Raw genomic sequence first — 15,878 nt, 5'->3', positions numbered from 1 at the left:
AAAAATCCGTCAAGCAATTACCTTGCTTAACGGATTTGATCTTGTCGGAAGGGACGGTTATTTATTGAACCCTTCTGTCATTTTCTGAATATCGTCGAGTGTGAAATTTCCCAAAAACTGCATCACCACGTTTTCACCGTCATTTCCGGCAACAATCATAATCAGCTCACGGATATCCTCGGGCTTACCTTTCATAAAGAAATTGACGTTATCGTTATCGTCCGACTTCACGCGCATCAACAGTTCGTAATCACGTCCTTTCACGCGGTTGTTAGCCATGGAAAGCATTTGCGGGGCAATTTTCTGATCCTCGGATGTAAGGATGAGGATCGATGACAATTTGTTTAAAAAGCTTCCCACGTTTACTCCTCCGTAATTCATTTTAGAATTTTTGGGAATCATGGACAACATCGTCTTTGATATGTAAACCGATGTTACACCGTCCATTTCGGAGAACTGTTCAAACGGGTTTTTTTGTGCAAAAGTAAATGTGAAACCTGCCAGTAACAGTATGGATAAGATTGTTTTTTTCATTTTTCTATGCCTTGTTTAAGTGATTGATTGATTATCTCTTGTGCTTTTTCCAGATGCATGTTGGCTTTTTCAACCGATTCGGTTCCCTTGGAGAAATTATCCGAAAAGAGTTGTAAGGCCTCTACGGTTGCCCGATAAGCATCGTCAGGATTTTTGTAAGTGTCGGTAAAAAGTGTAGACTCAGCCTGCTGACTTTTTTGAAACTGTCTTACTCCTAAGATAAGCGCGAACGATGCTGCAACGCCAATGGCCCAATACTTTGCGTGGGACATCTTTATTTTTTTATCCGACGGTTGTTCCTCTTTAAACGAGTCGATGAGAGATTCTATTGCTTGGATTGATTCATTGGGGACCTCCATTGAATGCGTGTTCAATGCATAAAACAGTTTGCTGTCTGGGAAAAACTCGTCCGGCACGTTATCCCGTAGAAGAAAATCAGCCAGTGTTCTCTCCTCTTCCAACGAAGTTTTTCCTTCGTAGAATTTTTCTACTAATTTTCTGATATCATTGCTGTTCATTTCCGTTTCTGTTTAATTTTTCTTTCATTGTACGTCTGGCTCTCGATAATAGTTGCCGGATATTGGTTTCCGTTTGACGAGTGGCTTCGGCTATCTCTCTGATCGACAGATCAGCGAAGTGCCTGAGCCTGATTACTTCCTGTTGTGTTTTGGGTAAAGCGCTCATACATTTCATCAAATTGGATAATTCGTCCCGGGCATCCATTCTTTCCTCTTCCCTGTTTTCACACCTTATGTCTTTGTTGTCAATAACGGATGTCGTTTTGCGGTGATTTTTCCTGAGCCAGTCAATGGACAGGTTTTTTGTCAGGGTTACCACAAAGGCTTCATCGTTACGGACGTTTCCAAGATTATTCCTCTGTTCCCAAAGTTTTATATACACTTCCTGCGTAATATCATCAGCGTCATCTCCGTTTTCGAGAATACGGCACGAAATTCGATAAATCAACGAATGAAAGGATAAAAAACGCTTTTTAAATTCCTCATTGCTCATTGTCGTCCGGGTTGACTAATTTTTGTACATCTTCGGGTTTAATTTTTCCCTTGATGCGTACGAGAGTCGGTTCATTACCCATGGAAACGATGACCAGCTCCCGGATTGCGTCGTTTTGAAATCGTGCGAGTATTCTTGTTTTTTCTTCTTTATCGTTTGCTTTCAGCAGAACCTCATATTTGTCATCATTCAGTTTTTCAGCCAACGTATTGAACCTGAGTTTTACATCCTGCGAACATTCATCCAGAGCGAGAACATGAACGCTCGAAATATTTAAACCGTCAGCGTATTTCGCTACAAGGGGCTTGGTCAGAAACATCAGCAATCCGCCCACTTTAACTTTTTCTGCGTTCTTCTCCTGCGCAAACCTGTTGTACAGGTGTTCGAACGATACTTTCGACTGGCTATAGGCGGAGAATGCCAATAATCCGCACAACAATATGACTGATAGACGTTTGTTCATAAAATTGAGTTTTTGGTAGTTTCAAAACGAAATTTATCTTCCTTTTTAAAAGAAGACGAAAAGGGATTAGATTTGTGACAAAAAAGAATTATTTGTTGAATTTTTCCCGGTTTTTTTCTCTTCGTTTCAAAACGAAATGGAGTAAAACTGCCAAAATGAGGCATGCACCGATAATCATCCAGAACTCGTTGAGGTTACCCGACTGTTTGTAGTTGGGATATCCGATAACAGCCATCACGATAGCATAAGCAGCTAAAGCCAGCGGTAGAAATATGTACCTTTTACTCTTGAGAGGCATGGGACGGGTTCATTTTTTTGGCAAATTTTTTAATTTTTTCCCGGGAGGCAGGGATTGACGGTTTTCTTGATCCGGACAGCCGGTACGTTATTATTTTTTCCAGGATGGACAGCCTGGAAGGATCGATCTCTCCACCGAAGTAGTCCCTGGCAATGGCACTGTTAAAAAGCTCGGGTGGATAAGCTTCCTGCAATTCTTTTTCTGCCCTTTCGCCGGAATCCGGACATATGATGAAAAGCCCGAGACGCTTCCGGGTAAGTATGTCGAGGTTTATCCGGCAAAAATTAGAGACCAACTCCAAAACTTTTCCGTGATAAACGGAACTGCCTATAATGACAGTATCATACGTTGACGCATCGGGAAAAGATTCTCTGTTACTCAGGTCGCAGATATCTACTTTACCGTCGATCAAATTGAAAATCTCCCGCGCGCACTTCTCCTCGTCTCCGCGCCGGGAAGCATAAACAATGAGTGTGTTGTTTGCTGCCATCTGATGGTTGTTTTGGGAAGAAGTGCGTGCAGAATAGAAATTTATTTCATTTGTTCCAAAATAGCTAACAGGTAGTCGTAGGATTTTCCGACGGCTGCGATATGAACGGCTTCATCGGGCGAATGTGCACCGGTGATGGTGGGGCCGAATGAAACGATATCAAGTTTGTGTCCGGCATTTGCCTGAATGATTCCGCATTCCAGTCCGGCGTGAATAACATTTACGTTGGGACGTTGACCGTACTTCTCCATGTATATTTTCGTCATCGTGGTCAGTAGTTCTGAGTTGGCATCGGGTTGCCAGCCGGGATAAGCACCGTCGAATTCCACTTTTGCTCCGGCAAGCATAAACACGCTTTCCACCGATGAACAAACCCATTCTTTCCGGCTTTCCGAGGAGCTTCGGACCAGCAGTTTCACCTCAATCTGTCCTTCCGTCGACTGAACCAGGGCCAGGTTGAGCGAGCTTTCTACTACACCCGGAAATTCTGCAAGCATACTGATTACTCCGTTTGGACAACCTTCTACGGCATTGATCAGATCATCCTGAACCTCAATCGGTAACAACGATTCCGGCACGTCGGTTTTTTCGGCTTTAAAAGAGATGGAGCTTTCAATTCCTGAAAATTCTTCCCGGAAAAGCGATTCGTATTCATTCACCAAATCAACCAGGTCCTCCGAAAGTTGTTCGGGGATGGTGACAACGGCAAATGATTCGCGTGGAATGGCGTTTCTCAGTGATCCTCCGTGAATGTTTGCGAGACGGGCTTCGTAGTTTCTCACAACGTCTTTGAGAAACCGGTTCATCAGTTTGTTGGCATTCGCATGTCCCAGATGGATCTGTGTTCCCGAGTGTCCGCCTTTGAGCCCGGTAAGGCTTATCTTAAAAGCCACGTCGCCTTTCTCAATTTCTTCATCGGGCTTAAACTGGAAAGAGACATTCACGTCTGTCCCTCCGGCACAACCAACACAGAGATCGCCGTCTTCTTCGGTATCTAAATTCAACATGACCGTGCCGCTCAGAAAGCCTTTCTGCAGACCAAAGGCACCGTCCATTCCCACTTCTTCATCCACAGTGAAAAGAGCTTCTATAGGCGGGTGATTCAGCAGGTTGTCTTCAAGCACGGCCATCATCATGGCACATCCGATACCGTTGTCTGCTCCCAGCGTTGTGGAGCGAGCTTTCACCCACTCACCGTCGATATACGTTTGAATGGGGTCTCTGGAGAAATCGTGGGTAACATCAGCGTTTTTTTGGGGAACCATATCCAGGTGCGATTGAATGATAATGGTTTTTCCGCTTTCGTACCCTTTTGATGCCGGCTTTTTTATGAGCACATTCCCTGCTTTATCCTGCCTGGTTTCCAGGTTGAGTGATTTGCCAAAATTCATTACAAATTTCGTGACCTCTTCCATTTGTCCGGTAGGTCGTGGAATTTGATTGAGTTCGTGAAAATATTTCCAGACCCCTTGGGGATTTAAGTTTAAAATTTCTGATGTTGCCATAATTATATATTTATTGTTTCTGATTTTCGATAACAGGTAATCCTAAATTTTCTTTTTCTCTTTTTACATACGGAAGAGCCAGAATTCCCATCACTCCCAAAAGGATGATCCAAACCGATTGAACGGTGAAGATTGCCCCTGCAAATGCGCTGGCCTCTTCATAACCTATCCCGAAGATAACCAGGGAGGAGATTACCATGAAATGCCACGTCCCGACGCCTCCCTGAACGGGTACTGCCACGCCGACGTTACTCATGGCGTATACAATCCACCCGATTATCGGACCCAGGTTTTTGGTGAAATCAAAGGCATAAAAGCAAATGTAAAAATACACATAAAAACTCAACCAGGCGAGAACGGTGTAAATAATTATTTTCCCTTTCGATTTCATCTTGGCAATCAGTACCATGTCGTACTGGACGACCTGTAGGAACTTGTTGACTTTTTTTACCAGAGGGTTTTCTTTAAAGTAGAAAAACATGACAAAGATTCCGCCGCTAATCAGTATGAGAAGCAGGTACAGCCAAACGGACGTAAATAATTTCGTGAAGTTTTCTGCAAAGCCGGGGTTTTGATGAAAATAAGATACAAAGAAGTCGACATAAAGCGCCAGGCTGATGATAACGAGAACAACACCCGCCAGGATATCGAGGATTTTATCTACAAAAAAAGTTTCGAAAGTTTTGGAGAAAGGGATCTGATCGTATTTGGTTACTATCCCACATCGCCACAGGTCTCCAGCGCGGGGCAAAAGAAAATTTACGGCATAATTTCCAAAGGTGGCGAACACGATGCTCTCCCGCTTGGGGCGGTATCCCAGGGAATTCAGGAAAAGTTCCCAGCGTAATGCGCGAAAATAGTTGCCCAAAAGCCCGAACACGAGCGATGAAGCGATAATCCCGAAATGAGCGGAGCTTGCAATCTCCCACACTTCCCTTAAATTGGTTTTGCGATAGAGCAGCCAGATTATAGCTACGCCAAGTGCAAGTGATAATGCTGTTTTTAGAATATCCTGTATGCGCTTTGAGTTCATCTTAACTGAATAGGGTCTTTCTAGAGTAGGTGCGAAAGGCATAAAAAGAAAGCTAAAAAGCACTATTTTAACTTATTGTTCTATCCTTTTTTGACCGTTGATTGCCAAAATTTTTAAATTATTCCTTACCTTTGCGACCGTAAAGATAGCTAATAATCGCTAATTGACAATGATATCGGTAAAACCTAAAAAAAACCTCGGGCAGCATTTTCTGAAAGATTCAGCAATTGCCAGTCGGATTGCCGACACGCTCGACGCTTTTGCTCCGCTTCCCATTCTCGAGGTAGGGCCGGGTACCGGTATGCTCACGCAATTTCTGCTGTCAAAAGGCAGAAACCTTACGGTTGTGGAAATCGACCGGGAGTCCATTGCTTACCTGAAGGAGTATTTTCCTTCGTTGAACGGAAATATTTTGCAGCAAAATTTCCTGACCCTGGATGTTGCGGAATATTACGACGGACCATTCTGTGTTATTGGTAACTATCCTTACAATATATCCACGCAAATTTTCTTTAAAGTGCTCGAAAACAAGGACCTGATTCCCTGTTGTGCGGGTATGATACAGAAGGAGGTGGCTGAGCGCATGATTGCTTCACCCGGTAGTAAAGCTTACGGCATACTCAGTGTTTTGCTGCAGGCCTGGTACGATATCGAGTACCTCTTCACGGTGAGCGAACAGGCGTTTATTCCTCCGCCCAAGGTCAAATCGGCAGTTGTGCGGCTTACACGTAATAAACGAAAGCAGCTCAACTGCAATGAAAAACTGTTCAAGTCGGTAGTGAAAACAAGTTTCAACCAGCGAAGGAAAATGCTGAGAAACTCCATCAGATCGCTGCTGCCCGAAGAAAGTCCTTTGCCCGACGACCCGATGCTCACAAAACGTCCCGAGCAGCTGTCGATCGAACAATTCGAACAGCTAACGAACCTGCTCGAACCCTTAGCCGGCAAAAATTTCTTGCAAGAAAACAAGAACTGATTATTCATCGATTAAAAACCGAAACATCATGGCGGAAATCAAACTCTTTTACCACAAAGACGGCGTGGTTAGACTCAGCCGCAGCCTTGATTTTCTCAAATCAAACCCTATCCAGAGCTTTCTATGGATAGACCTTAATGACGTTGACGAAGAGGTGGAAAACGAACTCGAAGACTTTCTGAAGATTTACATTCAGGAAGAAGAGGAAATGATCGAGATCGAGATGTCGTCGCGTTACATCGAGACGCAGGATACACTGGTGGTTAACTCGAACTTCCTTTTGTCGAACTTCGAAAGCGACCCGGTGTCGTTTATACTCAAAAACAATATATTGGTTACGGTTCGCAGCGAGGAACTTATTTCGTTTCATGAAACGGTGAAGAAAATATCGGCAAACCCCAAAGGATACAATACCGGTGCGGATGTTCTGGTGGCATTGCTCGAAACCCGGGTGGAGTTTGATGCCGATATGATTGAAAACATGACACACAAGATCACCCAGCTCAGTAACAGCTTGAGTCTGCAGGAAGCCGACAAGGAGTTGCTGGGCGAGATCAAGAACTTACAGGAAAAGACCATGATGCTCCGCGAGAACATTATCGATAAGCAACGCACGGTTTCGAGCATGTTACGCAGTGATTTTATTCCCAAGGAACTACAGCCGAAACTATCGATGGTGATCCGAGATATCAACTCGCTGGTGGAGCACATCAAGTTCAGTTTCGACCGGTTGGACTACTTGCAGGACACGTTTTTAGGTTATGTTAATATCGAACAGAACAAAATCATCAAGATCTTTACCATTGTGTCGGTGATTTTTATGCCGCCCACGCTTATCGCCAGTATTTACGGGATGAATTTTACAGCCATGCCAGAGCTGAACATGAAATGGGGATATCCCGTATCGATAGGGTTGATGGTGCTTTCATCGCTGGCCATCCTGTTGTATTTCAAGAAAAGGAAGTGGTTGTAAAGTTATTACCGGCTATTTGACATATATCCGGTATTCCCAGGGGGCCAGTTCTATTTTTTTTACAGGCGTTACTGTTTTGGCAGAAGGAAAAGCGGTAAAGCCTATACCCGGCACTTCTTCGTTGAAAACAGTTTTCACACTGTATTTGCTGAGATTAAAAACACAAACGATCTCGTTTCCTTCATGGGCGCGTTTGAAAGAGAAAACGCTTGCCGGACTGTCGTTCACGATTTCAGTCATCTTTCCCCCTCTCTCCGGTGAAAGCAACGCTTTATTGGTTTTTTTTAATGCGTTAAGCGATGTGTATAAACCGGTAAATCCGCTCCTGTCGGTCCAATTGATACTGTCTTTTTCAAAAAACTGCAGCCTGCGGTTTAATCCGGCCTCTTGTCCGCTGTAAATCAGAGGCATGCCGGGAAGCATATAGGTGAGTACGGCAAAGGTTCCGGCGGCCTCGCCCATTCGTTCAAACTCCGTTCCGTTCCACGAGTTTTCATCGTGGTTCGAGGTGAAATACATCGGTATGGCATGGGAGGAAAAACGTTCGTTCATTCGCTTGAGCGATAGCCGTAGAGAATCCACGTTTTCTTTTCCCTGAGCCACCATATTCATTTTGTGGTGGAGATCCCACGCATAATAGGCATCAAAAATTGATTCGTTGAGTTCCGGTTTTTCAGCTTCGGCAAGCATGAAAATATCCGGTTTCAGCGTTATGAGTGAATCCTTTGCCGTTTCCCAAAAATCAATCGGGACTTCATAGGCTACATCACAGCGGAAACCGTCGATATCGGCCTCACGCACCCAAAACGCCATGGCGTCAATCATCGCCTTGCGCATTTCGTTCTTGCCGTAATCCAGTGGCGCGATATCTGTCCAGTCGTACATGATAATCGGACTTCCCAAACTGTCCCTCTTGTACCAGTCGGAGTGCTCCGTTATCCACGTGTGATCGCGTGAGGTATGGTTGGGTACCCAGTCCAGAATTACTTTCATACCCATGTCGTGTGCTTCTTTTACCACGGTTATAAAATCGTCCATGGTGCCGAATTCAGGGTTCACCTCCGTATAGTTTCTGATGGAGTAATAACTCCCCAATGTTCCTTTCCTGTCTTTTTCTCCGATAGGTTGAACAGGCATGAACCACAACAGGTCCACGCCCAGTTCTTTCAGCCGGGGTAAATGAGCGGCAAAGGTATTGAACGTACCCTCTGGCGTGAATTGTCGCGTGTTTACCTCGTAGATAGTGGCATCGTAAACCCATTCGGGGTGTACACTTGTTGCCGCTTCCTGCTTTTTGTTTCCGCACGAAAACAGAAGCGACACAATCCATAAAAGGAAAATTGTTTTTTTCATTGCTGTGTTATTTATTCAAGCTCCTTAGCAACACATGCGAAACTTAAATTGTTATTTTTGTTCTTGTGCATTTTTTTTAAATTTATACGCATCGTCCCGATCTTGAACGAAAAAAACCGATAAAGCTCCGAGAACAAGTGAACATCCGGCAAGAACCATCGTGAAAATTACTTGTCCTCCAAAAATATCTTTCGTGACGAATCCCAGGATGCTGGCAGCCAGGATTTGCGGAATAACGATAAAAAAATTGAAAATCCCCATATATGTTCCCATTTTATCTGCCGGAAGTGAGCCCGTGAGAATGGCATACGGCATGGATAGGATGCTTCCCCAGGTGAAACCGATACCAATCATAGGCAATAGAAGAATTTGGGGATTCTGAATAAAGAAGAACGAGATAAATGAGATCCCGCCCAATGCCAGTGCAATGGAATGGGTTGCCTTCCGTCCGATCTGACGGGCAAGAACCGGAAGCAGAAACGCCGACAGGGCCGACACGGCATTGTAAACGGCAAAAAGGACCCCTACCCAGTCGGCACCCTGATTGTAGAGCTCGGAAGCTGTGTCATTCGTCCCAAAGACATGTTGGGTTACGGCCGGCGTAGTATAAATCCACATGGCGTAAAACGACAACCACGAGAAAAACTGGACCACGGCCAGTTGCCCCATGGTTCTTGGCATATGAAGCAAGTCGTTCATGATGCCCACCATGCCGTTTTGGGTCCTTCCCTTTTTAGTCAGCATGCCCGATACCAGTAAAATAATTCCAAAGGTCAATACCAACCCCGAAACAATATAGAGTTGAGCTTCGAGCTTCAATAAAACAATTATTGCAGTTGCAATGATTCCTGCAGTTGTCCAGACGGAACCGTTTTTAAGAAATTGAACCGGAGTGACCGGTGGCTTTATCTCGGTTTTAATGCCGGATATTTTTTCCTTTTCCTGTTCAAAAGCGGCCAATTCTTCAGGAGAATATTCTTTGGAAGTAAAAACGGTGTACAGGACCGATGCCAGTAGAACAACCCCTCCGATATAGAACGAGAGTTTAACCGACTGGGGTATTATGCCCTCACCGGCAGTATTGGGGATACCAAACCAGTTGGTTAAGATGTATGGCAATGCCGAAGCAACAACGGCACCCAAACCGATAAAAAAGCTCTGCATGGCAAACCCCATTGTCCGCTGTTCAGAAGGAAGATTGTCTCCTACAAAAGCACGGAACGGCTCCATGGAGATATTGATGGAAGCATCCATAATCCATAACATGCCGGCTGCAATCCACAGTGCCGGAGAATTAGGCATGACGAACAACGCCAGCGTAGTAAAAATGGCACCGATGGTAAAATAAGGGCGGCGCCGGCCGAACCGGTTCCAGGTTTTATCGCTCAGGTGCCCGATGATGGGCTGAACGATGAGCCCGGTAAGCGGGGCGGCAATCCAGAGTATGGGGATATCTTCCACCCGTGCGCCCAGTGTCTCGAAAATGCGGCTGACATTTGCGTTCTGAAGTGCAAAACCGAATTGAATTCCCAGAAATCCGAAACTCATGTTCCAGATTTCCCAAAAAGAGAGGTGTCTTTTCTTCATGTTGTGATGTTTTTCTTCTGTTAAGAAACAAATTTATAATGCTTTGGACATCAGAAAGCTGTATTTAAAGTAAAAAAGTGAAAAAACGTATGCAATCGAATGCATTGGAGCCAGTGACGCAATGACTGAGGGGCGATTCGGTATCAATTTCTTGTGGAGTTCCTGACCACCAGCTTAGTTTTAATGACTTTGCTCACGATGCCTGTCTTCTTCTCGATACCTTTTATGCGGTTTATAAGCAGGCGTGCTGCAGTTTTTCCCATCTCGAAGCCGTGCTGGTCTACGCTGGTAAGTGTAGGATCGGTCACTTCAGTAATGTATGAATTGGTAAATCCACAAACCGATATGTCCTGTGGAATCTTGTATCCTGCTGACTTGCAGATCTGAAGACAATAAGACGCCACCTCGTCGTTGATACAGAAAAAAGCATCGGGAACAGGAGTAATCTTCAGCATGACAGGCACTGTTTCACGGGCAAGCTCAATGGTGTCGCATACCTGCATAAGGGATTTATCCACGGGGATATTATGATTCCGCAACGCATCTTCGTAACCCATCCTTCTGTTGTTGGCAATGGGCAGGTGTGGGTTGGAGCCAAGAAAAGCAATGCGTGTGCATCCGCTTCCGATTAGATAATCAACGGCATTATAAGCGCCGGCGTAGTCGTCTATAACCACCTTGTCGGTATTGATCCCGGTACAGATACGGTCGAAAAATACCAGATGTGTCCCGTTGTCTATAATGTCCTGGAAGTGAGAAAACTCTTCGGTCGATTTGGATTGAGATGCCAGAATGCCCCGTACCCTCGCATCAAGAAGGGTTTCCACGCTCTTTACTTCCCGGCCGTAATTTTCGTTGGACTGGCATATGATCAGGTTATAATTCTCTTTTTCCGCTTCATCCTGAATACCGGCTATTACCGTAGAAAAAAAATAGTGCACAATTTCAGGAACAATAACGCCAATGGTATTGTTCCGATTCGTACGAAGTTGAAGCGCAAGCGTGTTAGGCTTGTATTTGTGTTTCACGGCATAGTCCCGTACAAGCTCTTTGGTTTCCTTGCTGATGGCCGGATGATTCCTTAGTGCCCTGGATACGGTTGAGGGTGATAATTTTAACTCCTTGGCAATGTCTTTCAGGGTAATTTGTCGCTTGTCCATATTGTTGAGGTTTTTAAATGTCTCAAATATATGAAAAAAAGGGACCTAAACAACAAAACCCGGGAGTTTTTTCCGGCTTATGGTAAATATTGCAACATTGTTTCCATCGCCATCTTTAACCCATCGGCATTTTTACCTCCGGCAGTCGCAAAGTGTGGTTGGCCTCCTCCTCCTCCCTGAATATGTTTGGCTGCTTCACGTACAATGGTTCCTGCATTAAGCCCTCCTGACACTAAGTCGTCGCTCAGCATTACTGTCAGGCTTGGTTTGTTGTTGCCACCGGTTGCCGCCATAAAGGCCATGTATTCCGGAAACTCTCCTCTCAGCTGAAAGGCAATATCCTTAACAATTTCGGGGGTAACCACCATACCTTCAAGCTTAAACACCGTGACACCGTTAACGATCTCTTTTTTCTGGATAATGAGGTTCTTTAACTGTACGGTGCGCTCTTTTGTAAACGCTTCAATTTTTTGCCGCATCTCCTCGTTTTCGCTCATCAGTTTGCGTAAGCCCACCATGATTTCGGGAGCGTTACCCGACAATGCTTCTTTTATGTTTCGGAGCATGTCTTCCATCGTGTACAAATAATCTTCGCAGCCTTTGGCAGTAACGGCTTCTATGCGGCGGACACCGGCAGCGATGGCGCTTTCACTTACGATACGGAATGTGCCGATACGCCCGGTGGAAGAGATATGTGTTCCTCCGCAAAGTTCAATGGACGACCCAAAACGGACCGTGCGAACATCGTCGCCGTATTTCTCGCCGAAAAGGGCCATGGCACCTTGTGCTCTCGCCTCATCGATGGGTACGTGGCGGTGTTCCTCAATGGAGAAATTGCTGCGGATTTTTTCGGTGACGTTCTGTTCCACGGCACGAATTTCTTCCGGGGTCATTTTCTGAAAGTGCGAGAAGTCGAACCGCAGGATTTCAGGAGAGACATACGATCCTTTTTGCTCTACATGCGTTCCCAGTACCTCGCGCAGCGCCTCGTGCATCAGGTGTGTCCCGGTGTGATTGCATTCGGTTGCCGTACGCCGGGCGGTGTTTATTTTTGCTCGAAAAGAGCCTTCGATATGATGCGGCAGCTTGTTCGCCAAATGAACGGGAAGATTGTTCTCACGCTTGGTGTCGAAGATGTCGGTCCCCTCTCCATTTTCGTCGATAAGCCAGCCGCTGTCGCCTACCTGGCCCCCCATTTCGGCATAAAACGGCGACTTGGTAAGCACAATCTGGTAATATTCCTTGTTTTTCTGTTTCACTTTCCGGTAACGGATCACCTGCGTTTCGCATTCGGTCTCGTCGTAACCTACAAATTCGGCTTCGCCGTCCCGTATTTTAATCCAATCTCCCGTTTCCACGGCAGCTGCATTCCGTGCACGTTCTTTCTGTTTTTGCATTTCGGCATCAAAGCCTTTGTGGTCGACCGACATATCGTGTTCACGAAGAATAAGTTCAGTCAGGTCGAGCGGGAAGCCAAAAGTGTCGTATAGCTGAAAAGCGATCTCTCCCTCCAGTTCATTCCTGCCCGATCTCTTGTGCTCAGCAATTTCCTTGTCAAGCAAACGGATTCCGGTTTCGAGCGTTCTTAAGAACGCATTCTCTTCTTCTTTAATCACCTTTCCTAGCAGTGTCTTTTGCGTCTCCAATTCGGGATAGGCATCTCCCATAACTTCAATGAGCGTAGGCACAAGCTTATACATAAACGCTTCATGCATGTTGAGAAACGTGTATCCGTAACGGACGGCGCGGCGCAAAATACGGCGGATAACGTATCCGGCTTTGGCATTCGATGGCAATTGGCCGTCGGTTATCGAGAAAGAAATGGTGCGAATGTGGTCGGCAATAACACGCATGGCGATGTCTTTCCGGGCATCTTTTCCATACGTCACACTTGTGATTTCTCCGATTTCAGCGATGATTGGCTGAAAAACATCGGTGTCGTAGTTCGATATTTTTCCTTGTACTGCCATTGTAAGACGCTCAAACCCCATGCCGGTGTCGATCACTTTGGCAGGAAGCGGTTCCAGCGAACCATCGGCCTTGCGGTTGTATTGCATGAACACGAGGTTCCAGATCTCAATAACTTGAGGGTGGCTTTGGTTCACGAGCAGAAGCCCGTCTACCTTGGCTCGCTCCTCCTCGGATCGGATATCGATATGAATTTCGGAACAAGGCCCGCAAGGCCCTGTATCGCCCATTTCCCAGAAGTTATCTTTTTTGTTTCCGTCAATGATACGTTCTTTAGGCAGATATTGCAGCCAGTAACCGGCGGCCTCATTGTCGCGCTCCAGATTCTCTCCGGGGCTTCCTTCAAAAACGGTTGCGTAGAGCCGGTCCGGATCGAGTTTCAGTACCCCCACAAGATATTCCCATGCCCAGGCGATGGCTTCTTTTTTGAAATAATCGCCGAACGACCAGTTTCCCAGCATTTCAAACATCGTGTGGTGATAAGTGTCGTGTCCTACCTCTTCCAGATCGTTGTGCTTGCCGCTCACGCGCAAACATTTTTGAGAATCTGCCACCCGCGGATATTTAACAGGGGCGTTACCCAGAATAATATCTTTAAACTGATTCATGCCGGCATTGGTAAACATCAGCGTAGGGTCGTCCTTAATCACCATCGGAGCCGAAGGCACAACCTGGTGGTTCTTGGATGCAAAAAAATCTTTAAACGATTGGCGAATTTCTTTTGAAGTCATATACGGGTTTCGAGTTTTTTGAATTTCGAGCGGGAAATTCGAAGTTTTGTTTTTGAGGTGCAAAGATACAATTTTCTTGCGTCAAAACATGAGCAAAAATCATTGTCTTTTGATTCTAATTTGTATCTTTGTCAAGGTTCAAAACTTTGGTAAAGAAATGGGCAAGCGAAGGAAACCAATCCAGTTCAACGATAAACGGCTTTACTATTCCATTCAGGAGGTGGCGGATCATTTTGCTGTAAATGTGTCGCTGTTAAGGTTCTGGGAGAAAGAGTTCGAAAATATTAACCCGAAAAAGACGGCCGGAGGAACACGCCAATACACCCGGGAGGACATTCAACAGGTGGAGATTGTGCATCACCTGGTAAAAGAGAAGGGATTGACGCTGGAAGGTGCGCGCCAGTCGCTGAAGTCGAAAAAAGACGATGAGGTTAAGCGTGTGGAAGCGTTGGAAAAACTTAAGGAAATAAAGAAGGATCTGCTCTCGCTGGAAGAAGAGTTTGACCGGCTTCACGAGCAGCAAAAATACAGCAAAACGGAAATAGAATGAGGGTAAAGAAAGTACTTTTTATTGCGGCATTACTCTTTTTCTCCTTTAATCTACCGGCACAAACCGTTAAAGCAGGGGCCGAATTGACCGGAGCATATCTCCCGCTCATCCAGGGAAAACGGGTGGCGGTTATGACCAATCAAACCGGAAGGGTAGGGGACGAACATCTGGTGGATTTACTTATCCGGAATAAAGTTGACCTGGTTGGAATTTTCTCCCCCGAACACGGATTTCGTGGAACGGCCGATGCGGGGGAGCACGTGGCAAGCTCGATGGATGAGAAAACGGGAGTTCCTGTATGGTCGCTATACGGTGGTGGAGGCGGTAAGCCTTCTGCCGATAAGATGAGAACATTCGATGTGCTTCTTTTCGACCTTCAGGATGTCGGATTGCGGTTTTACACCTACTATGCCAGTATGGCTCGTTTAATGGATGCCTGTGCTGAACACAATAAGAAAATGATCGTACTCGACCGTCCCAACCCAAATGGATTTTATGTGGATGGGCCGATTTTGGATATGAAACACAAGTCGGGTGTAGGGTGGTTGCCCATCCCCGTGGTTCACGGAATGACGCTGGGTGAGCTCGCCCTGATGATTAACGGCGAAAAATGGTTGCCCCAAGGCCGGATTTGCGATGTGACTGTTATCCCTTGTGAAAATTATACGCATCAGACAAAATACGAATTACCCGTAGCCCCTTCTCCCAACCTGCCAAATACCCAGTCCATTTATCTTTATCCTTCCACATGCCTTTTCGAAGGCACAGTCATGAGCCTGGGCCGCGGGACCTCTTTTCCATTCCAGGCCTACGGGCATCCGAACTTCAAAGGCTCTGGTTTTTCCTTTACTCCCCGCAGCGTTCCGGGAGCTAAGAACCCGCCGTTGCTCAACAGAAAATGTTACGGTGTGGACCTCCGGAATGTTTCGTACGAACAGATCTGGGAATACGGTTTCGATCTCTCCTACGTTATCGATGCCTATAAAAACCTGAAAATGGGCGATAAATTTTTCACCAACTTTTTTGAAAAATTAGTGGGAGTGGATTATATCCGTCAGGATATTATTGCCGGAAAATCCGCTCGGGAAATAAAAGAGAAATGGTTTTGTGACGTATTGAGGTTTAAGCAGCAACGGCGCCCTTATCTGTTATACGATGAATGATGGGTTTTTTGAGGATTTAGGTAGAAATTGGCTTTAGCTCTGAAAACCCTGCCCCGAGATCTCAAATTCGAAATAGTTTTTGT

General features: G+C 45.6%; 16 protein-coding genes. 4 read left to right on the top strand and 12 right to left on the bottom strand.

Annotated elements, in window-relative coordinates; genetic code table 11:
- Positions 1–57 precede the first annotated feature (57 nt).
- From AACM02_RS02130 to AACM02_RS02095, 8 genes are all read right to left on the bottom strand, one after another.
- A complete protein-coding gene (locus AACM02_RS02130) occupies positions 58–534 on the bottom strand; it encodes a DUF4252 domain-containing protein (RefSeq protein ID WP_214062247.1) in 477 nt (158 codons plus the stop codon).
- Positions 531–1,052: a hypothetical protein gene (locus tag AACM02_RS02125; protein WP_339115926.1), complete on the bottom strand. Its 522-nt coding sequence runs from the start codon at positions 1,050–1,052 to the stop codon at positions 531–533. The genes AACM02_RS02130 and AACM02_RS02125 overlap by 4 nt, the downstream gene beginning before the upstream one ends.
- Entirely contained in the window at positions 1,039–1,545 is a 507-nt protein-coding gene (locus AACM02_RS02120) for an RNA polymerase sigma factor (RefSeq protein ID WP_339115925.1), read from the bottom strand. The genes AACM02_RS02125 and AACM02_RS02120 overlap by 14 nt, the downstream gene beginning before the upstream one ends.
- The gene (locus tag AACM02_RS02115) at positions 1,535–2,008 is read right to left on the bottom strand and encodes a DUF4252 domain-containing protein (RefSeq protein ID WP_339115924.1); all 474 of its coding nucleotides are present in this window, start codon (positions 2,006–2,008) and stop codon (positions 1,535–1,537) included. The genes AACM02_RS02120 and AACM02_RS02115 overlap by 11 nt, the downstream gene beginning before the upstream one ends.
- Positions 2,009–2,096: 88 nt before the next feature.
- Complete coding sequence (locus AACM02_RS02110) at positions 2,097–2,306, bottom strand: hypothetical protein (protein WP_339115923.1); 210 nt, start codon at positions 2,304–2,306, stop codon at positions 2,097–2,099.
- Positions 2,290–2,796: a flavodoxin domain-containing protein gene (locus AACM02_RS02105; RefSeq protein ID WP_214062252.1), complete on the bottom strand. Its 507-nt coding sequence runs from the start codon at positions 2,794–2,796 to the stop codon at positions 2,290–2,292. The genes AACM02_RS02110 and AACM02_RS02105 overlap by 17 nt, the downstream gene beginning before the upstream one ends.
- A 41-nt stretch (positions 2,797–2,837) precedes the next feature.
- Entirely contained in the window at positions 2,838–4,301 is a 1,464-nt protein-coding gene (locus AACM02_RS02100; RefSeq protein WP_339115922.1) for an aminoacyl-histidine dipeptidase, read from the bottom strand.
- 10 nt (positions 4,302–4,311) lie between these two features.
- Positions 4,312–5,334 (bottom strand): lysylphosphatidylglycerol synthase transmembrane domain-containing protein, encoded by a 1,023-nt coding sequence (locus AACM02_RS02095; protein ID WP_339115921.1) that lies wholly within the window; start codon positions 5,332–5,334, stop codon positions 4,312–4,314.
- A gap of 169 nt (positions 5,335–5,503) precedes the next feature.
- Here AACM02_RS02095 and rsmA point away from each other — a divergent pair, with 169 nt between their 5' ends.
- Positions 5,504–6,310 carry a 16S rRNA (adenine(1518)-N(6)/adenine(1519)-N(6))-dimethyltransferase RsmA gene (rsmA, locus tag AACM02_RS02090; RefSeq protein WP_339115920.1) on the top strand — a complete coding sequence of 269 codons (807 nt, stop codon included), beginning with the start codon at positions 5,504–5,506 and terminating at the stop codon, positions 6,308–6,310.
- Positions 6,311–6,338: 28 nt separating this feature from the next.
- A complete protein-coding gene (gene corA, locus AACM02_RS02085; RefSeq protein WP_214063412.1) occupies positions 6,339–7,283 on the top strand; it encodes a magnesium/cobalt transporter CorA in 945 nt (314 codons plus the stop codon).
- A gap of 12 nt (positions 7,284–7,295) precedes the next feature.
- Here corA and AACM02_RS02080 read toward each other — a convergent pair whose 3' ends face one another.
- The 4 genes from AACM02_RS02080 to alaS all read right to left on the bottom strand — a co-directional run bounded on the left by AACM02_RS02080 (position 7,296) and on the right by alaS (position 14,082).
- A complete protein-coding gene (locus AACM02_RS02080; protein ID WP_339115919.1) occupies positions 7,296–8,636 on the bottom strand; it encodes an alpha-amylase family glycosyl hydrolase in 1,341 nt (446 codons plus the stop codon).
- Between the two features lie 51 nt (positions 8,637–8,687).
- On the bottom strand, positions 8,688–10,223 hold the full coding sequence (locus AACM02_RS02075; RefSeq protein ID WP_339115918.1) for an MFS transporter: 1,536 nt from the start codon (positions 10,221–10,223) through the stop codon (positions 8,688–8,690).
- A 143-nt stretch (positions 10,224–10,366) separates the two neighbouring features.
- On the bottom strand, positions 10,367–11,383 hold the full coding sequence (locus AACM02_RS02070) for a LacI family DNA-binding transcriptional regulator (RefSeq protein WP_332457639.1): 1,017 nt from the start codon (positions 11,381–11,383) through the stop codon (positions 10,367–10,369).
- A gap of 77 nt (positions 11,384–11,460) precedes the next feature.
- Positions 11,461–14,082, bottom strand: a complete 2,622-nt coding sequence (alaS, locus tag AACM02_RS02065; protein WP_339115917.1) for an alanine--tRNA ligase — start codon at positions 14,080–14,082, stop codon at positions 11,461–11,463.
- Positions 14,083–14,239: 157 nt separating this feature from the next.
- Between alaS and AACM02_RS02060 the strand changes: the two genes are divergently transcribed.
- Both AACM02_RS02060 and AACM02_RS02055 read left to right on the top strand, forming a co-directional pair.
- Positions 14,240–14,632, top strand: a complete 393-nt coding sequence (locus AACM02_RS02060; protein WP_332457637.1) for a MerR family transcriptional regulator — start codon at positions 14,240–14,242, stop codon at positions 14,630–14,632.
- Complete coding sequence (locus AACM02_RS02055; RefSeq protein ID WP_339115916.1) at positions 14,629–15,795, top strand: DUF1343 domain-containing protein; 1,167 nt, start codon at positions 14,629–14,631, stop codon at positions 15,793–15,795. The genes AACM02_RS02060 and AACM02_RS02055 overlap by 4 nt, the downstream gene beginning before the upstream one ends.
- Positions 15,796–15,878: the final 83 nt, after the last annotated feature.

The organism is Petrimonas sp., from assembly GCF_963921705.1.
Taxonomy (GTDB): Bacteria; Bacteroidota; Bacteroidia; order Bacteroidales; family Dysgonomonadaceae; genus Petrimonas; species Petrimonas sulfuriphila.
The sequence above is the reverse complement of the archived record's forward strand: the minus strand, read 5'-3'. Positions and strand labels throughout refer to the sequence as shown.